The 18,085-nt window shown below is 38.7% G+C and carries 11 protein-coding genes; 2 read left to right on the top strand and 9 right to left on the bottom strand.

The genetic code is table 11. From position 1 onward, the window contains the following. Positions 1 to 393: 393 nt before the first annotated feature. The 3 genes from lldD to QMA08_RS17650 all read right to left on the bottom strand — a co-directional run bounded on the left by lldD (position 394) and on the right by QMA08_RS17650 (position 3,671). On the bottom strand, positions 394 to 1,530 hold the full coding sequence (lldD, locus tag QMA08_RS17640; RefSeq protein ID WP_290175080.1) for an FMN-dependent L-lactate dehydrogenase LldD: 1,137 nt from the start codon (positions 1,528 to 1,530) through the stop codon (positions 394 to 396). A 166-nt stretch (positions 1,531 to 1,696) separates the two neighbouring features. After that, positions 1,697 to 2,365 (bottom strand): response regulator transcription factor, encoded by a 669-nt coding sequence (locus QMA08_RS17645; RefSeq protein WP_290175081.1) that lies wholly within the window; start codon positions 2,363 to 2,365, stop codon positions 1,697 to 1,699. Beyond that, entirely contained in the window at positions 2,358 to 3,671 is a 1,314-nt protein-coding gene (locus tag QMA08_RS17650; RefSeq protein WP_290175082.1) for a DUF4118 domain-containing protein, read from the bottom strand. Before QMA08_RS17650 ends, QMA08_RS17645 begins: the two co-directional genes overlap by 8 nt. A 178-nt stretch (positions 3,672 to 3,849) precedes the next feature. Between QMA08_RS17650 and QMA08_RS17655 the strand changes: the two genes are divergently transcribed. Both QMA08_RS17655 and QMA08_RS17660 read left to right on the top strand, forming a co-directional pair. Next, complete coding sequence (locus QMA08_RS17655; protein ID WP_290175083.1) at positions 3,850 to 4,509, top strand: TrkA family potassium uptake protein; 660 nt, start codon at positions 3,850 to 3,852, stop codon at positions 4,507 to 4,509. After that, positions 4,506 to 5,873: a TrkH family potassium uptake protein gene (locus QMA08_RS17660; RefSeq protein WP_290175084.1), complete on the top strand. Its 1,368-nt coding sequence runs from the start codon at positions 4,506 to 4,508 to the stop codon at positions 5,871 to 5,873. The genes QMA08_RS17655 and QMA08_RS17660 overlap by 4 nt, the downstream gene beginning before the upstream one ends. 84 nt (positions 5,874 to 5,957) lie before the next feature. On the opposite strand, the gene fbaA is transcribed toward QMA08_RS17660, so the two are convergent. The 6 genes from fbaA to QMA08_RS17690 form a co-directional block, all read right to left on the bottom strand. After that, a complete protein-coding gene (gene fbaA, locus QMA08_RS17665) occupies positions 5,958 to 7,034 on the bottom strand; it encodes a class II fructose-bisphosphate aldolase (RefSeq protein ID WP_290175085.1) in 1,077 nt (358 codons plus the stop codon). Between the two features lie 117 nt (positions 7,035 to 7,151). Then, positions 7,152 to 8,870 carry a nucleoside transporter gene (locus QMA08_RS17670; RefSeq protein ID WP_290175086.1) on the bottom strand — a complete coding sequence of 573 codons (1,719 nt, stop codon included), beginning with the start codon at positions 8,868 to 8,870 and terminating at the stop codon, positions 7,152 to 7,154. Between the two features lie 149 nt (positions 8,871 to 9,019). Beyond that, complete coding sequence (gene rhaI, locus QMA08_RS17675; protein WP_290175087.1) at positions 9,020 to 10,312, bottom strand: L-rhamnose catabolism isomerase; 1,293 nt, start codon at positions 10,310 to 10,312, stop codon at positions 9,020 to 9,022. 81 nt (positions 10,313 to 10,393) lie between these two features. Next, positions 10,394 to 12,586 (bottom strand): bifunctional rhamnulose-1-phosphate aldolase/short-chain dehydrogenase, encoded by a 2,193-nt coding sequence (locus QMA08_RS17680; protein WP_290175088.1) that lies wholly within the window; start codon positions 12,584 to 12,586, stop codon positions 10,394 to 10,396. Positions 12,587 to 13,360: 774 nt separating this feature from the next. Beyond that, on the bottom strand, positions 13,361 to 16,666 hold the full coding sequence (locus tag QMA08_RS17685) for an HsdR family type I site-specific deoxyribonuclease (protein ID WP_290175089.1): 3,306 nt from the start codon (positions 16,664 to 16,666) through the stop codon (positions 13,361 to 13,363). A gap of 16 nt (positions 16,667 to 16,682) precedes the next feature. Next, positions 16,683 to 18,080 carry a hypothetical protein gene (locus QMA08_RS17690; RefSeq protein ID WP_290175090.1) on the bottom strand — a complete coding sequence of 466 codons (1,398 nt, stop codon included), beginning with the start codon at positions 18,078 to 18,080 and terminating at the stop codon, positions 16,683 to 16,685. Positions 18,081 to 18,085 lie beyond the last annotated feature (5 nt).

Below are 18,085 nucleotides of genomic sequence, written 5' to 3' on the forward strand. Positions count from 1 at the left end.
CAGTAAAAATATACATATACGAATGTATTAGTAGTGAGTTATACGTTTTCCAATTAAAGGCTTTATGAAAACATATATTGAAAAAATAATTTGATATAATGAATAATGTATTCATTATTAGAATTTTCGCATATGTAAACATTGATAAATTTACTTAGCTTCAGTTACAAAAAATAATCTGTCTGATTTATTCTTGCTCTACTAGACAAAATTCTTGTTTGGTTAAAGAATTCTATATTTGATCGTCTTCATTGAATTATTCAATACAAAATAAATCGCTAGAATAGCGTGAACCATACTTAATAAAAAATATGGTGCATTGAACGCATTTTGTTTTTCATATAATTAATAGAAACCCTAATAAATAGGTTTTCCTATAGCTCAGAACAACTATTAATATGAAACCAAAGATTGCGGACCCAAATCATTTATTGACTTTGCGCCAGTCAATGTCATGGCTACTCTCATTTCTTTTTCGTAAAGGTCTAGTAGATGCTCAACACCTTTTTGACCATTTGTCGCTAAGGCATATATGTAAGAGCGACCTAACATAGCGGAGTCAGCGCCTAAGGCCAACATTCTTACAACATCAAGTCCATTTCTGATACCTGAGTCTACGAGAATTTTAATATCACCTTTCACTGCATCAGCAATTTTAGGTAGTGCTCTTACCGACGACATAACACCATCTAATTGCCTACCACCATGATTAGAGACTACGATACCATCAGCGCCGAATCGAACGGCATCTTTCGCGTCTTCTTCATCTAAAATACCCTTAATGATCATTGGACCATCCCAAAAATCTCTTATCCACTCAAGATCTTTCCAGCTAATCGATGGGTCAAAGTTGTTACCAAGCCAACCAATATAATCGACTAAAGACGTTTTTTCGTTACGATATGCAGAAATATTTCCAAGATCGTGAGGTTTACCCATTAAACCCACATCCATAGCCCAGCGAGGATGTGTCATAGCTTGTAATATTCGTTTCGATGCTGCGAATGGACCACTCATGCCAGAGTGCATATCTCGGTACCGCGCACCTGGTACAGGCATATCTACTGTAAATACAAGGGTTTTTACGCCAGAAGCCTTTGCTCTTTCGAGCGCATTTTTCATAAAGCCTCGGTCTTTCAAAACATACAACTGAAACCACATTGCGCGGTCAATGTTAGGAGTAACTTCTTCAATTGGACACACTGACACGGTAGACATTGTAAAAGGGATACCTTTATTTTCAGCAGCCTTAGCGGCTTGAACTTCCCCACGCCGTGCATACATGCCTGTTAAGCCTACAGGTGCCAAAATTAAAGGTAGGTCTAACTTCTCCCCAAATAGTTCTGCACTTAAATCTAAGTCAGACATATCTTTTAAAACACGCTGCCTTAAGGCTACATCAGATAAATCTTGTACATTTCTGTTTAGAGTATGTTCTTTGTATGAGCCTCCATCAATATAATGAAATAAAAAAGGAGGTAGTTTAGCTTTAGCAGCTTTGCGGTAATCTGTAGAGGCTGAAATAATCATTTTACTTCCAATAGAACATATAGTTATTGTGTATTGGATAAATATACGCCACTTAATATTGACTGTATATTAGCAATAATAAAAAAGACTGTTTCTTAAATACGGCTAATAGCTTAACTTTTATTCAACCACGGTGTTATTTCATACGCTTTATATTTAAAAATTTTCACTCTACTAATCTATACCCTACTGCAGGTTCAGTTAGAATATGTACTGGGTTAGCAGGGTTAACCTCTAGCTTTTGCCTAAGCTGTGCTATGTGGACACGAACATATTCAGGGCGTTCAACATATTGCTCACCCCAAACATCACTCAAAATAGCGTTATGTGTTAAAACTTTATCCTTATTTTGAAACAACAAAAGTAAAATTTTATATTCTTTGTTAGTCAGTTTTACTTCGTTGTTGTTACGCATCACTATATGCTTATGAGGATCAATGGTTATTTGCCCGCATTGCAATACCATACTTGGCTGCGTATTAGCCCTTAATAGTACTCGCATTCTAGCTAACAACTCATTTGCACTAAAAGGCTTTGTAATATAGTCATTAGCCCCATTATCCAGAGCGGTTACTTTTTCAACTTCACCATCACGAGCAGAGAGAACTAATATTGGGATTTGACACCATTGACGTGCCTCAATTAACCAAGCTTGACCATCCATATCAAGTAGTCCTAAATCTAGCAGGACTAAATCAAAGTTTTGCTCACTCATTAACGCAAACCCATCAAGCCCTTTGGCTCGGATAAATACGTTATACCCACTAGCTTTTAATAGTGTTTTTAAAAAACTTTGTAATGGTGGTGAGTCTTCAAGAATCAAAACATTAGCCATGCTTACCTCCCCAGCTTAGAGTTGCTGTAGCTATTTTCGTTTGGGCATCCATTCTTAACATAAACTCACCTTGATGAAACTTTGCAACTACATCACAAATTACACTGCCGAGCCCAACACCTTCATCTGCACTAGCCCGTTTATTCACTATTTGGTTACTAACTGATATTTGATAATGCACTACATTATCGGTTTCCTTTGTAGTAAATTGCACTGTGGCTACACCATCTCCATAACGCGCAGCGTTTTCGAATATATTTGCGAGCGCTATTTCAAGCAGCGTTATATCACCTAAACATTCCATAGCCTTATCAAACGCTAGATCTAAATTAAAGTTGCTCAATTGCTGTTGCCTACGACCCTTAGCCTCTGTAACTAAGGTGTGGACATTAATCGTTTGCCATACTAACTGTTCACCGATTTTATTTACTCGGCTTAACTCCATTACTTTATTGAAGTGCTGATTTAAAATTTCACTTTGTTCATAAATATTTTTTGCTTGCTCAGTAATGATGTCCTGATTTAATTCGATATTTTCATCGGCTAACATACTCGATGAGCCCATAATAGTCGCCAGAGGTGTTCTTAAGTCATGCGATAAGCTACGAAGCAACGCGTTTTTAGCTCCCTCCAACTCAGCTTTTACTTGCATAGCAGCGGATTCACTTCTTAGTATTGAGTTTTCGTGAACCTGAAATAACAATGACAGCGCAGTATCTATAAATGCTCGCTTTTCTGTTGTCAGCCTCGTATTGGTATAAAATCCGCCCCACTGACTATTATGTTTAACAGTAAAATACTCTTCACAATTTTTAGCAATATCTTCTTCACTACCCCACTTTAGTGAAATACCTAAATGCCCCTTTATCGCTTCAGTAAATACTGTGCGTTGCTGAGCTATATCATCTAGACCATTGAGTACTTTGGCTAACTCGTATAAACACCGAGTGTTATTAGCATGTAATTGAGTATCTCTAACATTCTTGCTTAGCTCTCCAGCTAAATGACTAATCATTAACCCTACAATCAGCATGACAATAAAGGTAACTAAGTACTCAATTTTTTCGATATGAAACGTAAAATAAGGCGTCACAAAAAACCAGTCAGTACATGCCACACTCACTAATGTTGTTATCGCCGCCAAAGCCGCATTTTGACGCACAGCTACCCATGCGACCCAAAGTAATTGCAACATAACAATATCGGTTGTGGTTAACCAATCTCGCATAGGGAAAATAGCTAATACAATCAAAATAGGTGTGACTGTAGTTACAAAAAGCCCTTTAAAACACGTATCAATATTCATTGTGCACTCTCAAAAACGCTATGTTTATAGGTTACTTCTTTTTAAAAGGCTCTGTATAAAGTTTTTATAAAGATTTTTAAACCCGGTATTAAATCTTTGTAAAGTTTATGTCTATTAGCGTGTTTATTTTTTTAAAGGCCTTAACCTTTGTCGTGAAGTACTTTTTTAAGGAATCAGCATGGCACAATTTACAGTTATAGGGCTAGGTAGTTTTGGTGTTACAGCTTCGCTTGAGCTTACAAATCAAGGGCATCATGTATGTGCTGCCGATATAAGCGAAAACACCATTAACATGTATGCTAATCAATTAAATTATACCGTTATTTTAGATGCCAGTGATGAGAGCCAACTTGCCCGGCTAGACTTAACCAGTTCTCAAGCTGTATTGGTAGCAATTGGCGAAAATATTGAGGCGAGTATTTTATGCGTCCTGCATTTAAAAAACTTAGGGGTTAAACAAATATGGGTAAAAGCGTGCTCTAAAAGCCATCATCAAATTTTAAGTCGACTTGGTGTATCTCGTATAATTCACCCAGAAGAAGAAATGGGCCTGAGAGTAGCAAATGCACTTAACTATCCGATGGTTAATCAATACTTTGCGCTCACACAATCTACTTTCATTGTTGAGCTTGCCATCGATTTACATTTATCGGGGCGCACAATTGGCTGGCTTTTAAAAGAACGTAATTCAGATATAAAACCCCTCACATTGCGCCGAGATGACAGTTTTAATACCGAACTTAATTTAGATACCGAACTACGTCATGGCGACAGCCTTGTGCTATTGGGATCTAAACATTACCTAACAAAGCTCACTAAACGGTTCAAAGCGCTATGATTAACTGGCAAGCTAATGTACTCCCCAAACAATTTAATCACCGTTTAAATCGCCTTAAAAAACCAATTAACCCTCCTTTAATCTTAACATGTGGGTTTATTGTACTGATTGTTTTAGGCACTGGTTTATTATTGTTACCCATTGCAAGTGTTCAGCCACTTACTTTTATGCAAGCACTTTTTACTGCCTCTTCAGCGGTTACAGTAACAGGCTTGGTAGTGGTTGATACAGGAACAGTGCTTACTACATTTGGCCAAAGTGTTGTTATGGTGCTTATTCAAATTGGCGGAATTGGTTTTATGACTCTCGCCGTTATTTCTTTCTTAACAATGGGAAAAAACTTAGGACTAAAACAGAGATTACTTGCAAGCCAGGCATTTGATACCGGCGATTTAAATGGCGTAATACACATAGCAAAGTGTGTTGTATTATATTCTTTAATCATTGAAATTATTGCATTTTTACTGCTTTTCATCAATTGGATAGATAAATATAGTGTAACGCAAGCTGCGTACCACAGCCTTTTTTATACTATTTCTGCATTTAATAATGCAGGATTTGCACTTCATAGTGATAGCTTAATTGCTTTTAAAGGAGATGCAGCAACAAACTTTATTATTAGCGGTTTATTTATTGTAGGAGGGATAGGGTTTACTGTTTTAATCGATATTTATCAGCAGCGTCGTTGGTCTAGATTATCCACCAACACACAGCTGGTACTCATAGCAACGGCAATTATAAATAGCTGTGCATTTTTACTTATTTTTTTATTTGAATCTTCAAACCCTGCTACGCTTGCCTCTTTACCTTTTGATGAGCAAATATTGACAGCATGGTTTCAGGCTGTGACACCACGTACAGCAGGCTTTAATACCTTGAATATTAGCGAGCTCACCGCCGATTCTACATTACTTATGTTGCTGTTAATGATAATAGGTGGCGGCTCAGTAAGTACAGCAAGCGGTATAAAGATAGGCACATTTATTATTTTACTGCTGGCCATGTATAGTTACTTACGCCAAAAACCACAAGTCACCGTATTCAACAGGCAGCTAAGTGACAAGCTTGTTATAAAAGCACTTAGCGTATTAGTACTATACTTGTTCACCGCTTTTTTAAGCATCATGGTCATCAGTAAAATAGAGCAAGCTTCGCTTTTAGACATCACTTTTGAAACAATTTCAGCACTCAGTACTGTAGGTTTATCTCGCGACTTCACAAGTAGCTTAAGTACACCAAGCCAAATGGTTATTATTTTACTAATGCTTATAGGAAGAGTAGGGCCGCTTACGTTTGCTTACTGTTTCACTAAACCTAAACTTCAGCATCTTAAATTTGCAAAAACGACAGTCCAGATAGGTTGATACTTACTAATATTGGACGATTATTGAATAGAATTTGAGGGTAGCTTGAATAACACTGAAGGTATTCAAGCTCTTTTTTTGCGATCAGTATCTATTGATACAGTTAAGCTCTTCGAATGTTAGGCACAGCCTTTTAGCCATAGATAGCTCTATTTGGCGCAGCCATACTCGAGGGTCATAATATTTTTTATTTGGTGAGTCAGGATCATTCGGCGAGCCAATTTGTGATTGTAAGTAATCAATATTATCTTGGTAATACTTATGTACACCTTGCCAGCAAGCCCATTGAGTATCGGTGTCGATATTCATTTTTATGACGCCGTAACTAATCGCTTCTTTAATTTCTTCTGCTGAAGACCCTGAGCCACCATGAAAAACAAAGTTTAAGCTATTATGTGCAAGTTCATACTTATCTTGAACATATGACTGTGAGTTTTTAAGAATGAGAGGCGTTAGTTTAACATTTCCTGGCTTATATACCCCGTGCACATTACCAAACGACGCAGCAATCGTGAAGGCATCACTCACTTCAATTAGATGTTCATAAGCATAAGCAACATCTTCAGGCTGTGTGTATAGTAGCGAGCTATCAATGCCTGAGTTATCAACGCCATCTTCTTCACCACCAGTGCAACCAAGCTCTATTTCAATACCCATATCCAGCTTAATCATTTTGGATAAATATTCTTTACACGTTGCCGTATTTTCTTCTAAGCTCTCTTCAGATAAATCGAGCATATGCGAGCTAAATAATGGCTTTCCTGTGGCGTTATAATACGACTCGCCTTCGTCTAATAAGCCATCAATCCACGGAAGCAGCTTTTTAGCAGCATGATCCGTATGCAAAATGACAGGAATCCCGTAAAACTTAGCGACACCATGTACATAATGCGCGGCAGCGATTGCTCCAGCAATAGATGGTTCATGTCCAGATAGTCCAACACCTTTCCCGACGAAAAAGGCAGAACCACTGTAAGAAAGCTGGATGATAATGGGAGAATTACATTCTTTAGCTGATTCAAGTGCTGCATTAATTGAGTTAGTGCTAACAACATTGACCGCAGGGTAAGCAAAGTTATTCTCTCTCGCATAATCGAATAACACCTTCATCTGGCTTGCGTTAACAACACCAGGTGGTACTAGGTCACGTAAATCAGTCATTAAAACTCCTATTAGATAACTATAAACAATTAATTTTAAGTATTAAAAAAGCTACACAGAACATTTTCAATTTTATCTGAGTAGCTTATTAAATTTTCATGCTAAGAATTGGCTAGTTTAATATTTTGAAGCAGCCAGCTCTTGCTCTAAAACATCTGCTGGCGGCTCATCATGAGCCACCTTACTTTTTTGTAAATAAGCAAACGTGGCAGTCACAAAGTAAATCAATGTTGGCACAATTAACCATGTTCTCACAAGCTCAATATCTTGATTAATATAAGAAAATACACCTAGGCATGCACATACGAATAAAGCCAAATACGACACTATAAAAGCAGCGCGAGTCATCATTGATAAAGATTCTTTTTGTTGTGTTTCTTTGTTACTTTCAAAATCCTGCAAATAGGCAAATTCAACCGCTTTGCGTTGGGCTTCTGCTTTTTCTGCTACTTGTTGTTCTGGATAGGTTTTCTTAGCACCCATTACGTATGCAAGTGAACAATATAAAACGGTCGCAAAAATCCAAATCGGAATAAGAATGAAAAATAAATGTAATGTTCCTGATGTTTCCAATAGGTAACTTACAACTAAAGAACTTAACCATGTAATAATGGCCGCATAATTAGTGGTATTGCCTTTATATTTTGACCAATAACGAGTGAAACCAATACGTGGGAAAAGCCAGTGTTCAGCTACAATAACCGCACCTACAGGAGCCATCATTAAACCCATAATCCCAACAAAGCCTAACAACTGAGAAAATACAAACGGGAAACACGCAATGATTGTAGTAACAATACCAACAACAACCGTTACCTTGGTACGGCCCCATTTTTGATTTAATGAACTAAATGCTAAACCAGCGCGGTATATTGTTGGATTTGAAGTTGTCCAACCTGCAATAATTACAGCAATAATTCCGCAAGTTCCAAGCGCTTGAAACGCAACTGAACCTGGGTCTAGCGCCACAATAGTAGTATTTAGTAAAATAGCCGCACCAGCCCCCATAATACCGGCACAAATCCACGCTAAATAGTGACCGATAAACATACCTAATGCCGAGAAATAACCATAGCGAGAATAACGGGCAAAACGCAATAGCGTCATATCTCCCATTCCACCATGCATTGCTAAGTTAGCAACCCAAGCAAAAGCAGCTACATGCCAAAAGCCTATTCCACTATCTGTATCAACCCAAATTGACTGACTGGCAATATTTAAAAAGTCGGTAAAGCTACTAATTGAATTAACGCCATTGGTAGCTGATACAATTGTTGGCAACAGTACTAAGGCACCAACAATAAACATTAGAATCATCCAAGGAGCACAGATTTCAGCAAACGCAGCTAATTTTTCAAAACCTTTTACGGCCATAAAAACAACTACAGCGCCTACGCCAAGTGCTACAAGCACAAATCTTAAATCTGTCGGATACCAATCTACTTGCGGTGGAATATCAAAAAGAACACGAACAGCTGATGCTGAAACTGTAATCATTGCACCAGCAAGTACACAAAATAATATGCCATTTATTACGCTGTAGAGTTTTATAGTGCCCGGCCCTGCTATTTTTTCAAGGTAGGCGTAAAGAGTTAATCGCGTATCTGTGGCTATTGGCGCGGTGATCAAACCCCAAGTTAAAACGGCTAATAGGTTACCTAGTAGTAAACCTAATAATATATCACTGGCCCCTACTCCCCATGATACAAATAACGCACCTATTACAAATTCAGTTCCTGCTACGTGCTCACCAGCATAACTGCCTGCAAACGTATTGGCTGATTGTAATTTATTGGGGGAAACGGGTTGTGTTTCAAATTCTTCTGCTGTCGACATACTGCCTCCATTGCGCCAATTTTTGTTCTTATTATGACAAATGAATCGACGTTCTTTATTCTTATGTGTGTAAGTGTGTATTAACTAACAAACATGCAGAGGCGATTAAATACCTCTGCATGTTTATTTTTTCCGATTAAAGTACCGCCTTAAACGATACCTGAACCGTTTCCGCCGCTTGATGGGCGCTTAACAGCGACTGCTGAACGATAGTTAGCTTTACGATAAGTAGCAATAGGGTCAATTGCACCACCTTTACGTAAACGAGCCATCGCTAAGATAGAGCTAACATCTGTATTAAATGCATTTTTCAGTGTGTTACTAGCCATCAAAGCATCATTATCTTGCTGGTATTGCGATAACTTTTCACGGTCAACTAACAAAGCAGATACAAAAGAGCGCTGAACACTTGCTGCAGAGTTCATTAAGCTTTCAATCGGATCAGTCACATTATGTGATTGATCTAGCATGTAGTTAGGATTAAAACCTTCTTGATTACGGTATTGCGCATCAACTAACTCATTAAAAATCAAGAACTGCTGATAAGGGTGTAAGCTGCCACTATCAAGGTCATCATCACCATATTTACTATCATTAAAATGAAAACCACCCAATTTTTTAAATTGGATTAGGCGAGATACAATCATTTCAATATTCACGTTTGGCGCGTGGTGACCTAAATCAACTAGTGACTTAGCTTGAGGACCAAGTTCCATAGCCGCAAGGATATTACTGCCCCAGTCTTGAATTATGGTTGAGTAAAATGCAGGTTCGAACATTTTGTGCTCAATATGTAGTTCCCAATCACTTGGAAGGCCAGCATAAATTGTTTTCATACTTTCTAAATAACGCTCAAAAGCACTTTGAAAATGTTGTTGACCTGGATGGTTAGAGCCATCGCCAACCCAAACTGTTAATGTTTTAGAACCCAGCGCTTTACCCCATTCAATACAATCAAGGTTGTGTGCAATTGCAAGGTCGCGTGATTCAGCACTTGTATTACTTAAAGAACCGTATTTAAAGCTATGCTCTTGGCCTGGTTGATCTTGGAATGTATTTGAGTTGATCGAATCCCAGCTTAGGTTTAACTCATCTGAGAATTGTTTTAACTCAGTAAAATCATCTACTTTATCCCAAGGAAAATGTGGTGAAACACGCTCTGTACACTGAGATAAGTCATTAATAACCGCGCTATCTTCTAATTTTTCCCAGATATTACGAGGCTCGCCTTCACCAGGAAAACGCGCAAATCGAGTACCACCCGTACCAGTACCCCAAGATGGCACTGCGATTTGGAAAGCCTGAGCTTTCTCTGTAATATCTTCGATATTAATATCATTACGCGCAAGTTTATTGCCTAATGCTTGGTAGTCTTCATTTAAGTCGCTCAATAACTTTGCATTTTCATCAGCAATTAGAGCTTTTTCAATACGTTGTGTCATAACTTGTTCCTAATTCTTATTTTGTGTATTTTATCAGCCTATAAATGAGCGCTTTTAAAAAGCGCTCTAAAAAGTGCAGTCCTAGCGTAAGAAAGCTTCATGCAGACCACCATCAACACTAATAATCTGGCCAGTTGTTTTGCTTAACTGTCCTGACACCATTAAGTAAGCGGCTTCTGCTTGATCTTCTGGCGTAATAGGTTGTTTTGTTAGTGTTCTCTGAGCATAGAAATTAGCGAGCTTATCGCGAAGTTCATCATCAGAGTCAGACTCTGTAAATTCAACTTTATATTTAGTTAAAGATGCTATTACACGATCACGCGGGAACATGGTGCTACCCTTAACAACAGTTGCAGGCGCTAAACCATTCACGTTAACAAGTGGAGATAGTTCAACAGCTAACTCACGAACTAAGTGATTAGCCGCCGCTTTTGATGTGTCATAGGCAAGTGAGCCTTTCTTCGATACCGCAGCATTTACACTTGTAGTAAGAACAAGAGCGCCCTTAAAACCTTGTGCTTTCCAAATTTCATTCGCTTCAGTACCTACGATATAACCACCTTTAACGTTAACGGCAAAGCTAACATCAAATTGTTGGTCATTAGTCATACCAGCTTGACCAGGTGCTAAGAAAACGCCTGCTGTTACTATTACTTTATCGATGCCGCCATATGCCAATGTTACATTTTTGAACATGTTCTTTACGCTTTCGCGGTCAGTAATGTCAACACCTTGAGCAATAGCAGGACCACAGCTTGAAATACCCGTACCGGCTACACCAATGCCTTGGCCATAAATAGCAGTTAATTCATCAGCGGTTTGTTGTGCAGCTTCAACGCGTAAGTCGGCACATACAACGTGAGCGCCTTCTTTTGCTACACGAAATGCTGTTTCTTTACCAATTCCATCACCAGCACCAATCACAACCACTACATCACGCGCTAATGGCGCTTCTTTTGGCATGCGTTGAAGCTTAGCTTCTTCAAGTAACCAGTACTCGATATCAAATGCTTCTTGCTGAGGTAAAGCTGCGTATTCATCTATTGCTTCAGCACCACGCATAACTTCAATGGCACAGTTATAGAATTCAGCTGTTACTCTTGATTCTGATTTATTTTTACCCCATGCAACCATACCAACACCTGGTATTAAACATACAGATGGAGACGAAGCTCTTTGAGCTGGTGAGTTGTGACGCTTACATTGTTCGTAATAATCACTGTAATCTGACTTATACTGTGCAACACCTGCAGACAATAGAGTTTTCAATTGCTCAATGCTATCTGTTTCAGGGTTCCAATCTACATAAAGAGGTTTAATCTTAGTTCGTAAAAAGTGATCAGGGCAAGATGTACCTAAATCAGCCAACCTCGGTGCATCAGCACTATTTACAAAGCGTAATACAGTATCATCAGACTGTACTGTACCAATCATCTTTTTCTCGCCAGAGACTAAGCCACGTAAATAAGGTAATACTTCACCTAAGACTTCTTCACGTTTAGCATCATCTAACTTAGCGTACTTTTGACCACCAAAAGTCATTTCACCTTTGTCATGTTCTTCAATATAACGAGCCGCTTTTTCGATGATATCAAGGCTAAGGTCGTAACACTCTTTGTTATCATTAGCCCAGTTAATAACACCATGTCCAGCTAAGATAGCACCTTTTGCATCAGGGTAATCTTTACAAATAGTCTGTAGCTTCAAACCAAGGTCAAACCCAGGGCGCTGCCATTCAGTCCAAACTAGCTCATCACCAAAGATTTTCTGTGTTAACTCTTTACTATTTTTACTTGCCGCCACTGCAATTACTGAGTTCGGGTGCATGTGATCGACATGCTTATATGGAATAAATGCGTGTAAAGGAGTATCGATTGAGGTCGCACGAGGATTTAAGTTAAATGTTGCATGGCGATACATATCAACCATGTCATCTTCAATCTGTGTCTTAACACCTACCTCATCTGCACTATGGTAAATGTCTTGAAGAGAAATTAATTTACTCATGTACAACGATGAAAAATTCTCAGGTTTTGATGTTCTTAAGTCACCACCAGAACCTTTAACCCATAATACTTCAACACTTTCACCAGTAAGGGGATCAACTTCCATTGCTTTCGCAGAAGTATTACCGCCGCCAGTATTGGTAATTCTTTGGTCAGCACCAAGAATATTAGAGCGATAAATAAGGCTTTCTACTGGGGATAAATTATCTACTGCAGCATCGTCCCAGCTATAATTTACATGTTTATATTCATTACTTTTGCTTGGCATCTTCTGTTTAACTCCAGCTGTTAATTAGTTTTTAATAACTTTTAAATACATTGCACGTAATACTACAGCCCCAACAAACACAGTCAAGCATTTTAAATCATTTTCAATCATCAAATTGTCAATAAAAGTCAGGCCCTACCTTTTTTCTAGAGGAATTCTTGTTTGTATGGTGGAATAAAATGAGATTTATTTTTTTAAGCAGCTAAAAACATTAATAATTTAAGTTTATTACTTAAAAAGAGTCGCCCTTTTCAAATGCTAGAGTAGCATTTACATATAGCTATACAGTTTTACCTTTACTTACAAAACCTATAAAGAGGTTTTACAAGATGGCGTGAATTGATTTTTTATAAAGGTAGGAATTTCAAAAATATCAGAAACTTTTGGCTTAATAACAACTACGATAAAGCTTGGCTCACTTTTAATGTCACCAAGTATTGATGCCTAGCCAGTAAATTAATTTGTTCAATTGCGCTTTCCATTTTAATTCGTGCCTAGCTATTCGCTGAGCGAACGGCCATTGTTGGTGATACAAAGTCATAAACAATGGCCGCTCAATCCAGAGTAAAACGTCATAGTCTGTGCCTTTATTATCATTTCCTAAATCATGATCAAGGCTGAGCTGTTTTACTTAACCAGTCTTCAAAAGTTCAATTACTTCATCAGGCCAATAGGCTCGTAACCAACCGACTTAAAGCAAGTCAAAAATTAAGGCCTGATTTTAAAGTGCAACACTAAAAATAAGCGCTTAATAACTCAGATTTTGATATAAATTTAAGCCTCTTTATTCGCTTTAAAGCTCTGCGCTTGTTCAAATATTTCTTTGTATACTTCATCGCGGCTGATGGGTGGGTATTTAAATTTAGCCAGTATTAAAATCAGCTCTACTTTGAGCGATGATTTAATGTCGTCTCGGTTATTCCAATCAACAAATTTTACCTTGTCGTCTACAATTACTTTTACCGCTTGGGCGAGCTCTATTAGCTTATCTTCGGGGTAGTCAAAGTCGTATTTAACCGCAAGTGCTTTTAAGGCGTCGTAAAAGCCTTTTTCTTCAATATCAATGCCTAGCTCGTCGCCTGCGTTCATTTCGTCGCGTACGCTGTAAATCATATCAACCATACTGTCAGAAAATTCATCAAGTACATCACTAAAATAAATCGATTCATCTTTACGCTCGTTGTAGCGCTGTACCAGCGATTCAAAGCGTTTAGTAAAGTCGATACCTTGAGTTTGGTTTACTTTTTTAAGCTCGCCAATGGCTTTGGCTAGCATTTGTTGCAGTATTTTTATTTTGGTGTTGGGGAGTTTTATTTTTTCTATTTTGGCAATGTAGTCGTCATTAAAAATGTCGATTTCGCCGCCATCTTCATTGCCGAGTTTAAATACTTCTTCTACGCCGTCGCTTTGCAGGGCTTCGCTTATCATTTCGCGTACTTTGGCGTTCATTTGCGCAGTATCGGGCGCTTCGCCTTTGGTTAGCTTGTAAATAATAGAGCGAATGGCGAGGTAAAAGTGAATGTGGTTACGCTCACTCTCGTTTATTTTTTCACTGCCACAACAAACATCGTAAGCGGCTTTTAAACGCTTAACTAAATCCATAAAACGCTTTTGGCGTTTTTCGGTAATAAGCGCAAACTCGGCGGCGTGGTTTAAGCAGTTTAATTGAGCAATGGCTTCGCCGGTAAAATACGGGCTGCTGTCAAATTTATGGAATAACTCGGCAAGTAGCGCTAAATGGTTTTTTACTTCAATAACCGAGGCGGTAATATCTTCAAAATTAGTTTCGTCTGTTTTTGAATACTGCGCTAACGCTTTATTCATTTCAGATTTAATACCAATGTAGTCAACCACTAGGCCTTTATCTTTGCCCTCAAACTGGCGGTTAACCCGCGAAATGGTTTGTATTAAGCTGTGCTTTTGCAGTGGTTTATCTATGTACATCGTATCTAAAAATGGCACATCAAAACCGGTTAGCCACATGTCTACCACTATGGCTATTTTAAAGTTTGAGTTTTTGTTTTTAAATTGCTTATCAAGCTCTTTTCGCTCGTCTTTACTGCCTAGTAAATTATATAAGCGCTCAACGTCGTCTTTGCCACGGGTCATCACCATTTTTACTTTTTCAGAAGGCGCAGCAATACGGCCTTCGCTAATGGCGCGCTTTCGCTCGGTATCTGATAGTGTTTGCGCGTCATCAGTGTCAACTACATCAAACCACTGTGGGCGTAGCTCTTCGAGCTCTTGATACAGTTGATAAGCAATACCACGGGAGCTACACACAAACATTGCCTTGCCTGCAATAGTAGAGCCTTCTTCAACGCGTTTTTCGTAATGCTGTACAAAGTCCCTTGCTAGCATTTTAATGCGGTCAGGGTCGCCTAAAATGCTGTTCATGTTAGCGGTGGCTTTTTTACTGTCTTCAATTTGCAGCTCGTTACTGCCTGCATCGGCGCATTCTTTGTAGTAAGCCTCAATTTCAGCCAGCTTGCTGCTGTTTAAACACACCTTAGCGGCGCGGCCTTCGTACACAATGCGTACGGTTATTTCGTCTTTAACCGACTCCGTCATGGTGTACGAGTCAACCACTTCACCAAACACGTCCAGCGTGGCGTCTACTGGCGTGCCGGTAAAACCAACGTAAGTGGCATTGGGCAATGAGTCGTGTAGGTATTTAGCAAAACCAAAGGTCTTTTTTACACCTTTTTCGGTAATAGTAATTTTTTGATCAAGATTTACTTGGCTACGATGCGCCTCATCAGAAATACAAATAACATTAGTGCGATCAGTTAAAAGCTGGGTGTCTTCGGTAAATTTATGAATGGTGGTTAAAAATACCCCGCCACTGTTACGGCCCTCTAATAACTCACGTAAGTGAGTACGACTGGTAACAGTTTTTACCGTGTCATCACCAATGTAGGTTTTTGCATTACCAAATTGCTGCGAAAGTTGATCGTCTAAATCGGTGCGGTCGGTAATTAAAATAATGGTGGGGCTTTTAAGCTCAACGCTTTTCATCAATAAGCGTGTTAAAAATTGCATGGTGTAACTCTTGCCACAACCTGTTGCGCCAAAGTACGTACCGCCTTTACCATCGCCTTGTGGCTTTAAATGCCGTTTTATATTTTCAAACAACTTATTAGCCGCATAATATTGCGGGTAACGCGGCACAATTTTTATCTCTTTTTTACCGGCGTTTTTATTATCAGAATCAGGGAAAAATACAAAATTGCGCATAACATCGCGCAATCGTGCTTTATCAAACAAGCCCTGCAATAAAGTATGTAACGAGTTAATCCCCTCCTGCGCGGTGAGCTCTTGCCCCGTTACTTTGCCCCACGAGTAAAAAAACTGATATGGCGCAAATAAGTTACCCATTTTATTGTTTACGCCATCGCTTATAACGCACAAGGTATTAAACACAAATAACTGCGGAATAGCGCGGCGGTAGCGCACCGTTAACTGCTCATACGCTTCAAATATGGGGGCTTGTTCGCGTATTGCGCTTTTAAATTCAAACACCACCAATGGCAAGCCGTTTACATATAAAATGCCATCGGGAATGCGCAGTTCTATGTTGTCGTAACTTGTGGGGCTTTCTATTTCTAACTGAGTAACAAACCGGTAAATGTTGTCGTCTTGCAGGTAAGTAACGCTCGCTTCAGTTACTTTATCTAAAGCTGCCATAGCATTCCCTGCCATTAGGCTACTTTTAATACCTTGCTCAACATTGTCGTAGTCAAGCAGCTGAATATACAAATCTTTTTGCGCTGCGTTGCCCGCTACCCTACCTCGCTCGCGTGTCAGTAAAAAGCCATCACCCAGCCACTTACAAAAGGTTTTATTGCTTTCGTATAAATCACTGGCTGGCAGCTTTTCAAGCTTTGCAATAATTGAGTCTACTTCGCCGGTTGTAATATTATTTTTAGCGTAGCGCTTGGTTAAAAAAGCACGTAAGTCGTCTTTAATTAATACGTCGCTATTATTACGGGTAAGCTCACCGCCCAATAAATGCGGGTAGCCTTGCTCGCCTAATAGCTCAACCACCGCTTGTTCTAATTTGGCTTCAGTAAATTTCATAATTCAGTCCTTTGAGCTAGCTACCTGAGTTTAACAACCCTAATAAATTAGGCTTATCATATGCTGCTGAGCCTTCTAAGTAATCATCTACAACACTAGATACCTGCTTGATTAATTGCTTATCCTTAGTATAAAAACCTAAAGGAATATGTACTGGGCTTAAGTCTGGGATTAAAAGGTGATAGCAAACCGCTGCAAACTCATTATCCAATAGCATAACTTCAACATTGCCATCAAATAAACCGTTTAAAACACCTGTGCTAGTCGGTAATTGACCAAGCTTATGCTTCCACGCTTTACTACCATTGACTACAGCATTAGGCCTATCATCACATGGTAAGTACATCATAAAATCATAAACGTTTTCGTTCTTATTCTTTTGATGCGACATCAAACTGTCTTTGGTTTTAGTAAAGCTTTGACTCATTCCCCAATAACGCGTATTCGCACCAATCCATTTTAATTTTTTTAGTCCACCTTGATTTTTTGAAGGCTTAAGTCTCTTTAGGTGCTCCTCAATCTTTCTCCACGGCTGACTACTATAAAATGAACCTATTAATAATTCATATGGCTTACTCCCTGAAGTATCAGCCATCTCCGCAATCATTGAACGAAAATCAATTTCACCACTTTTAACAAAACGCTCTACTGACATATCCTTAAACGCATCCCAAGCACGTTTAATGCTCTGCAGGTTGTCACCCAACCTAAGGTTATCCGTATCCTGAGCTATAGCTTGACTAATTGCCTCATCATTCTCATATATCTTATTAACATAAAATGGCTTAACTTTATTATCAAAATCTATCTCAAACGTTCGTTTTATTCTATGGGCAACACTTCTTTTTCTTGTTACTTTATCTACGGAGTAAAGGCTTGGTAACGAGTTGCCCTCAGTCCTAATTTTGCCTAAGTCACCCGACTCAACTAAACGGTGAAAATGTTTACTAAACATGCTTTTTGCATGCTGTTCGCTCATGCTTTTAATCTCATTATTAGCCGCTAACCTAAGCCCGGTGTTCCATCCCCCATGTTGCTTATTTACTTTATTGAACCCTAGTAGTTCAAAAGAAATCATCGATGGACGAGATTGAGGCTTTTCAACCATAGGTTTATCGTCTAAAGAAGAAAAATACCCCTTACTTAATACAGTCAGAGATAATCTACCATCCTCTAAGTAAGTCACTTCATTTTTATTAATGGGCTCCTCTAAAGCTACATCAAGCTCACGTGGATTGAATCCAAAAAACGATGCTAACTCAAATTTAGACAATGGAGATATATGCAAAGCACGAAGTAAAAAATCTTTTGTAAACGGAAACCCTTGCTTACTCAAGTAAGAGTATTCAATACGATATGTTTCAGCAGGAACAATATAATCAACTTCGTTAAATTCTATATAATTATTTTCCATAACAA

It is taken from the genome of Pseudoalteromonas sp. APC 3355, assembly GCF_030407615.1.
Classification (GTDB): Bacteria; Pseudomonadota; Gammaproteobacteria; order Enterobacterales; family Alteromonadaceae; genus Pseudoalteromonas; species Pseudoalteromonas distincta.

Coding starts and splice junctions, on each gene's coding strand:
- QMA08_RS17690 (WP_290175090.1), bottom strand. CDS start 18,080: ATGGAAAATAATTATATAGAATTTAACGAAGTTGATTATATTGTTCCT.
- QMA08_RS17670 (WP_290175086.1), bottom strand. CDS start 8,870: ATGTCGACAGCAGAAGAATTTGAAACACAACCCGTTTCCCCCAATAAA.
- QMA08_RS17660 (WP_290175084.1), top strand. CDS start 4,506: ATGATTAACTGGCAAGCTAATGTACTCCCCAAACAATTTAATCACCGT.
- QMA08_RS17655 (WP_290175083.1), top strand. CDS start 3,850: ATGGCACAATTTACAGTTATAGGGCTAGGTAGTTTTGGTGTTACAGCT.
- QMA08_RS17645 (WP_290175081.1), bottom strand. CDS start 2,365: ATGGCTAATGTTTTGATTCTTGAAGACTCACCACCATTACAAAGTTTT.
- QMA08_RS17680 (WP_290175088.1), bottom strand. CDS start 12,586: ATGCCAAGCAAAAGTAATGAATATAAACATGTAAATTATAGCTGGGAC.
- rhaI (WP_290175087.1), bottom strand. CDS start 10,312: ATGACACAACGTATTGAAAAAGCTCTAATTGCTGATGAAAATGCAAAG.
- fbaA (WP_290175085.1), bottom strand. CDS start 7,034: ATGACTGATTTACGTGACCTAGTACCACCTGGTGTTGTTAACGCAAGC.
- QMA08_RS17685 (WP_290175089.1), bottom strand. CDS start 16,666: ATGAAATTTACTGAAGCCAAATTAGAACAAGCGGTGGTTGAGCTATTA.
- lldD (WP_290175080.1), bottom strand. CDS start 1,530: ATGATTATTTCAGCCTCTACAGATTACCGCAAAGCTGCTAAAGCTAAA.
- QMA08_RS17650 (WP_290175082.1), bottom strand. CDS start 3,671: ATGAATATTGATACGTGTTTTAAAGGGCTTTTTGTAACTACAGTCACA.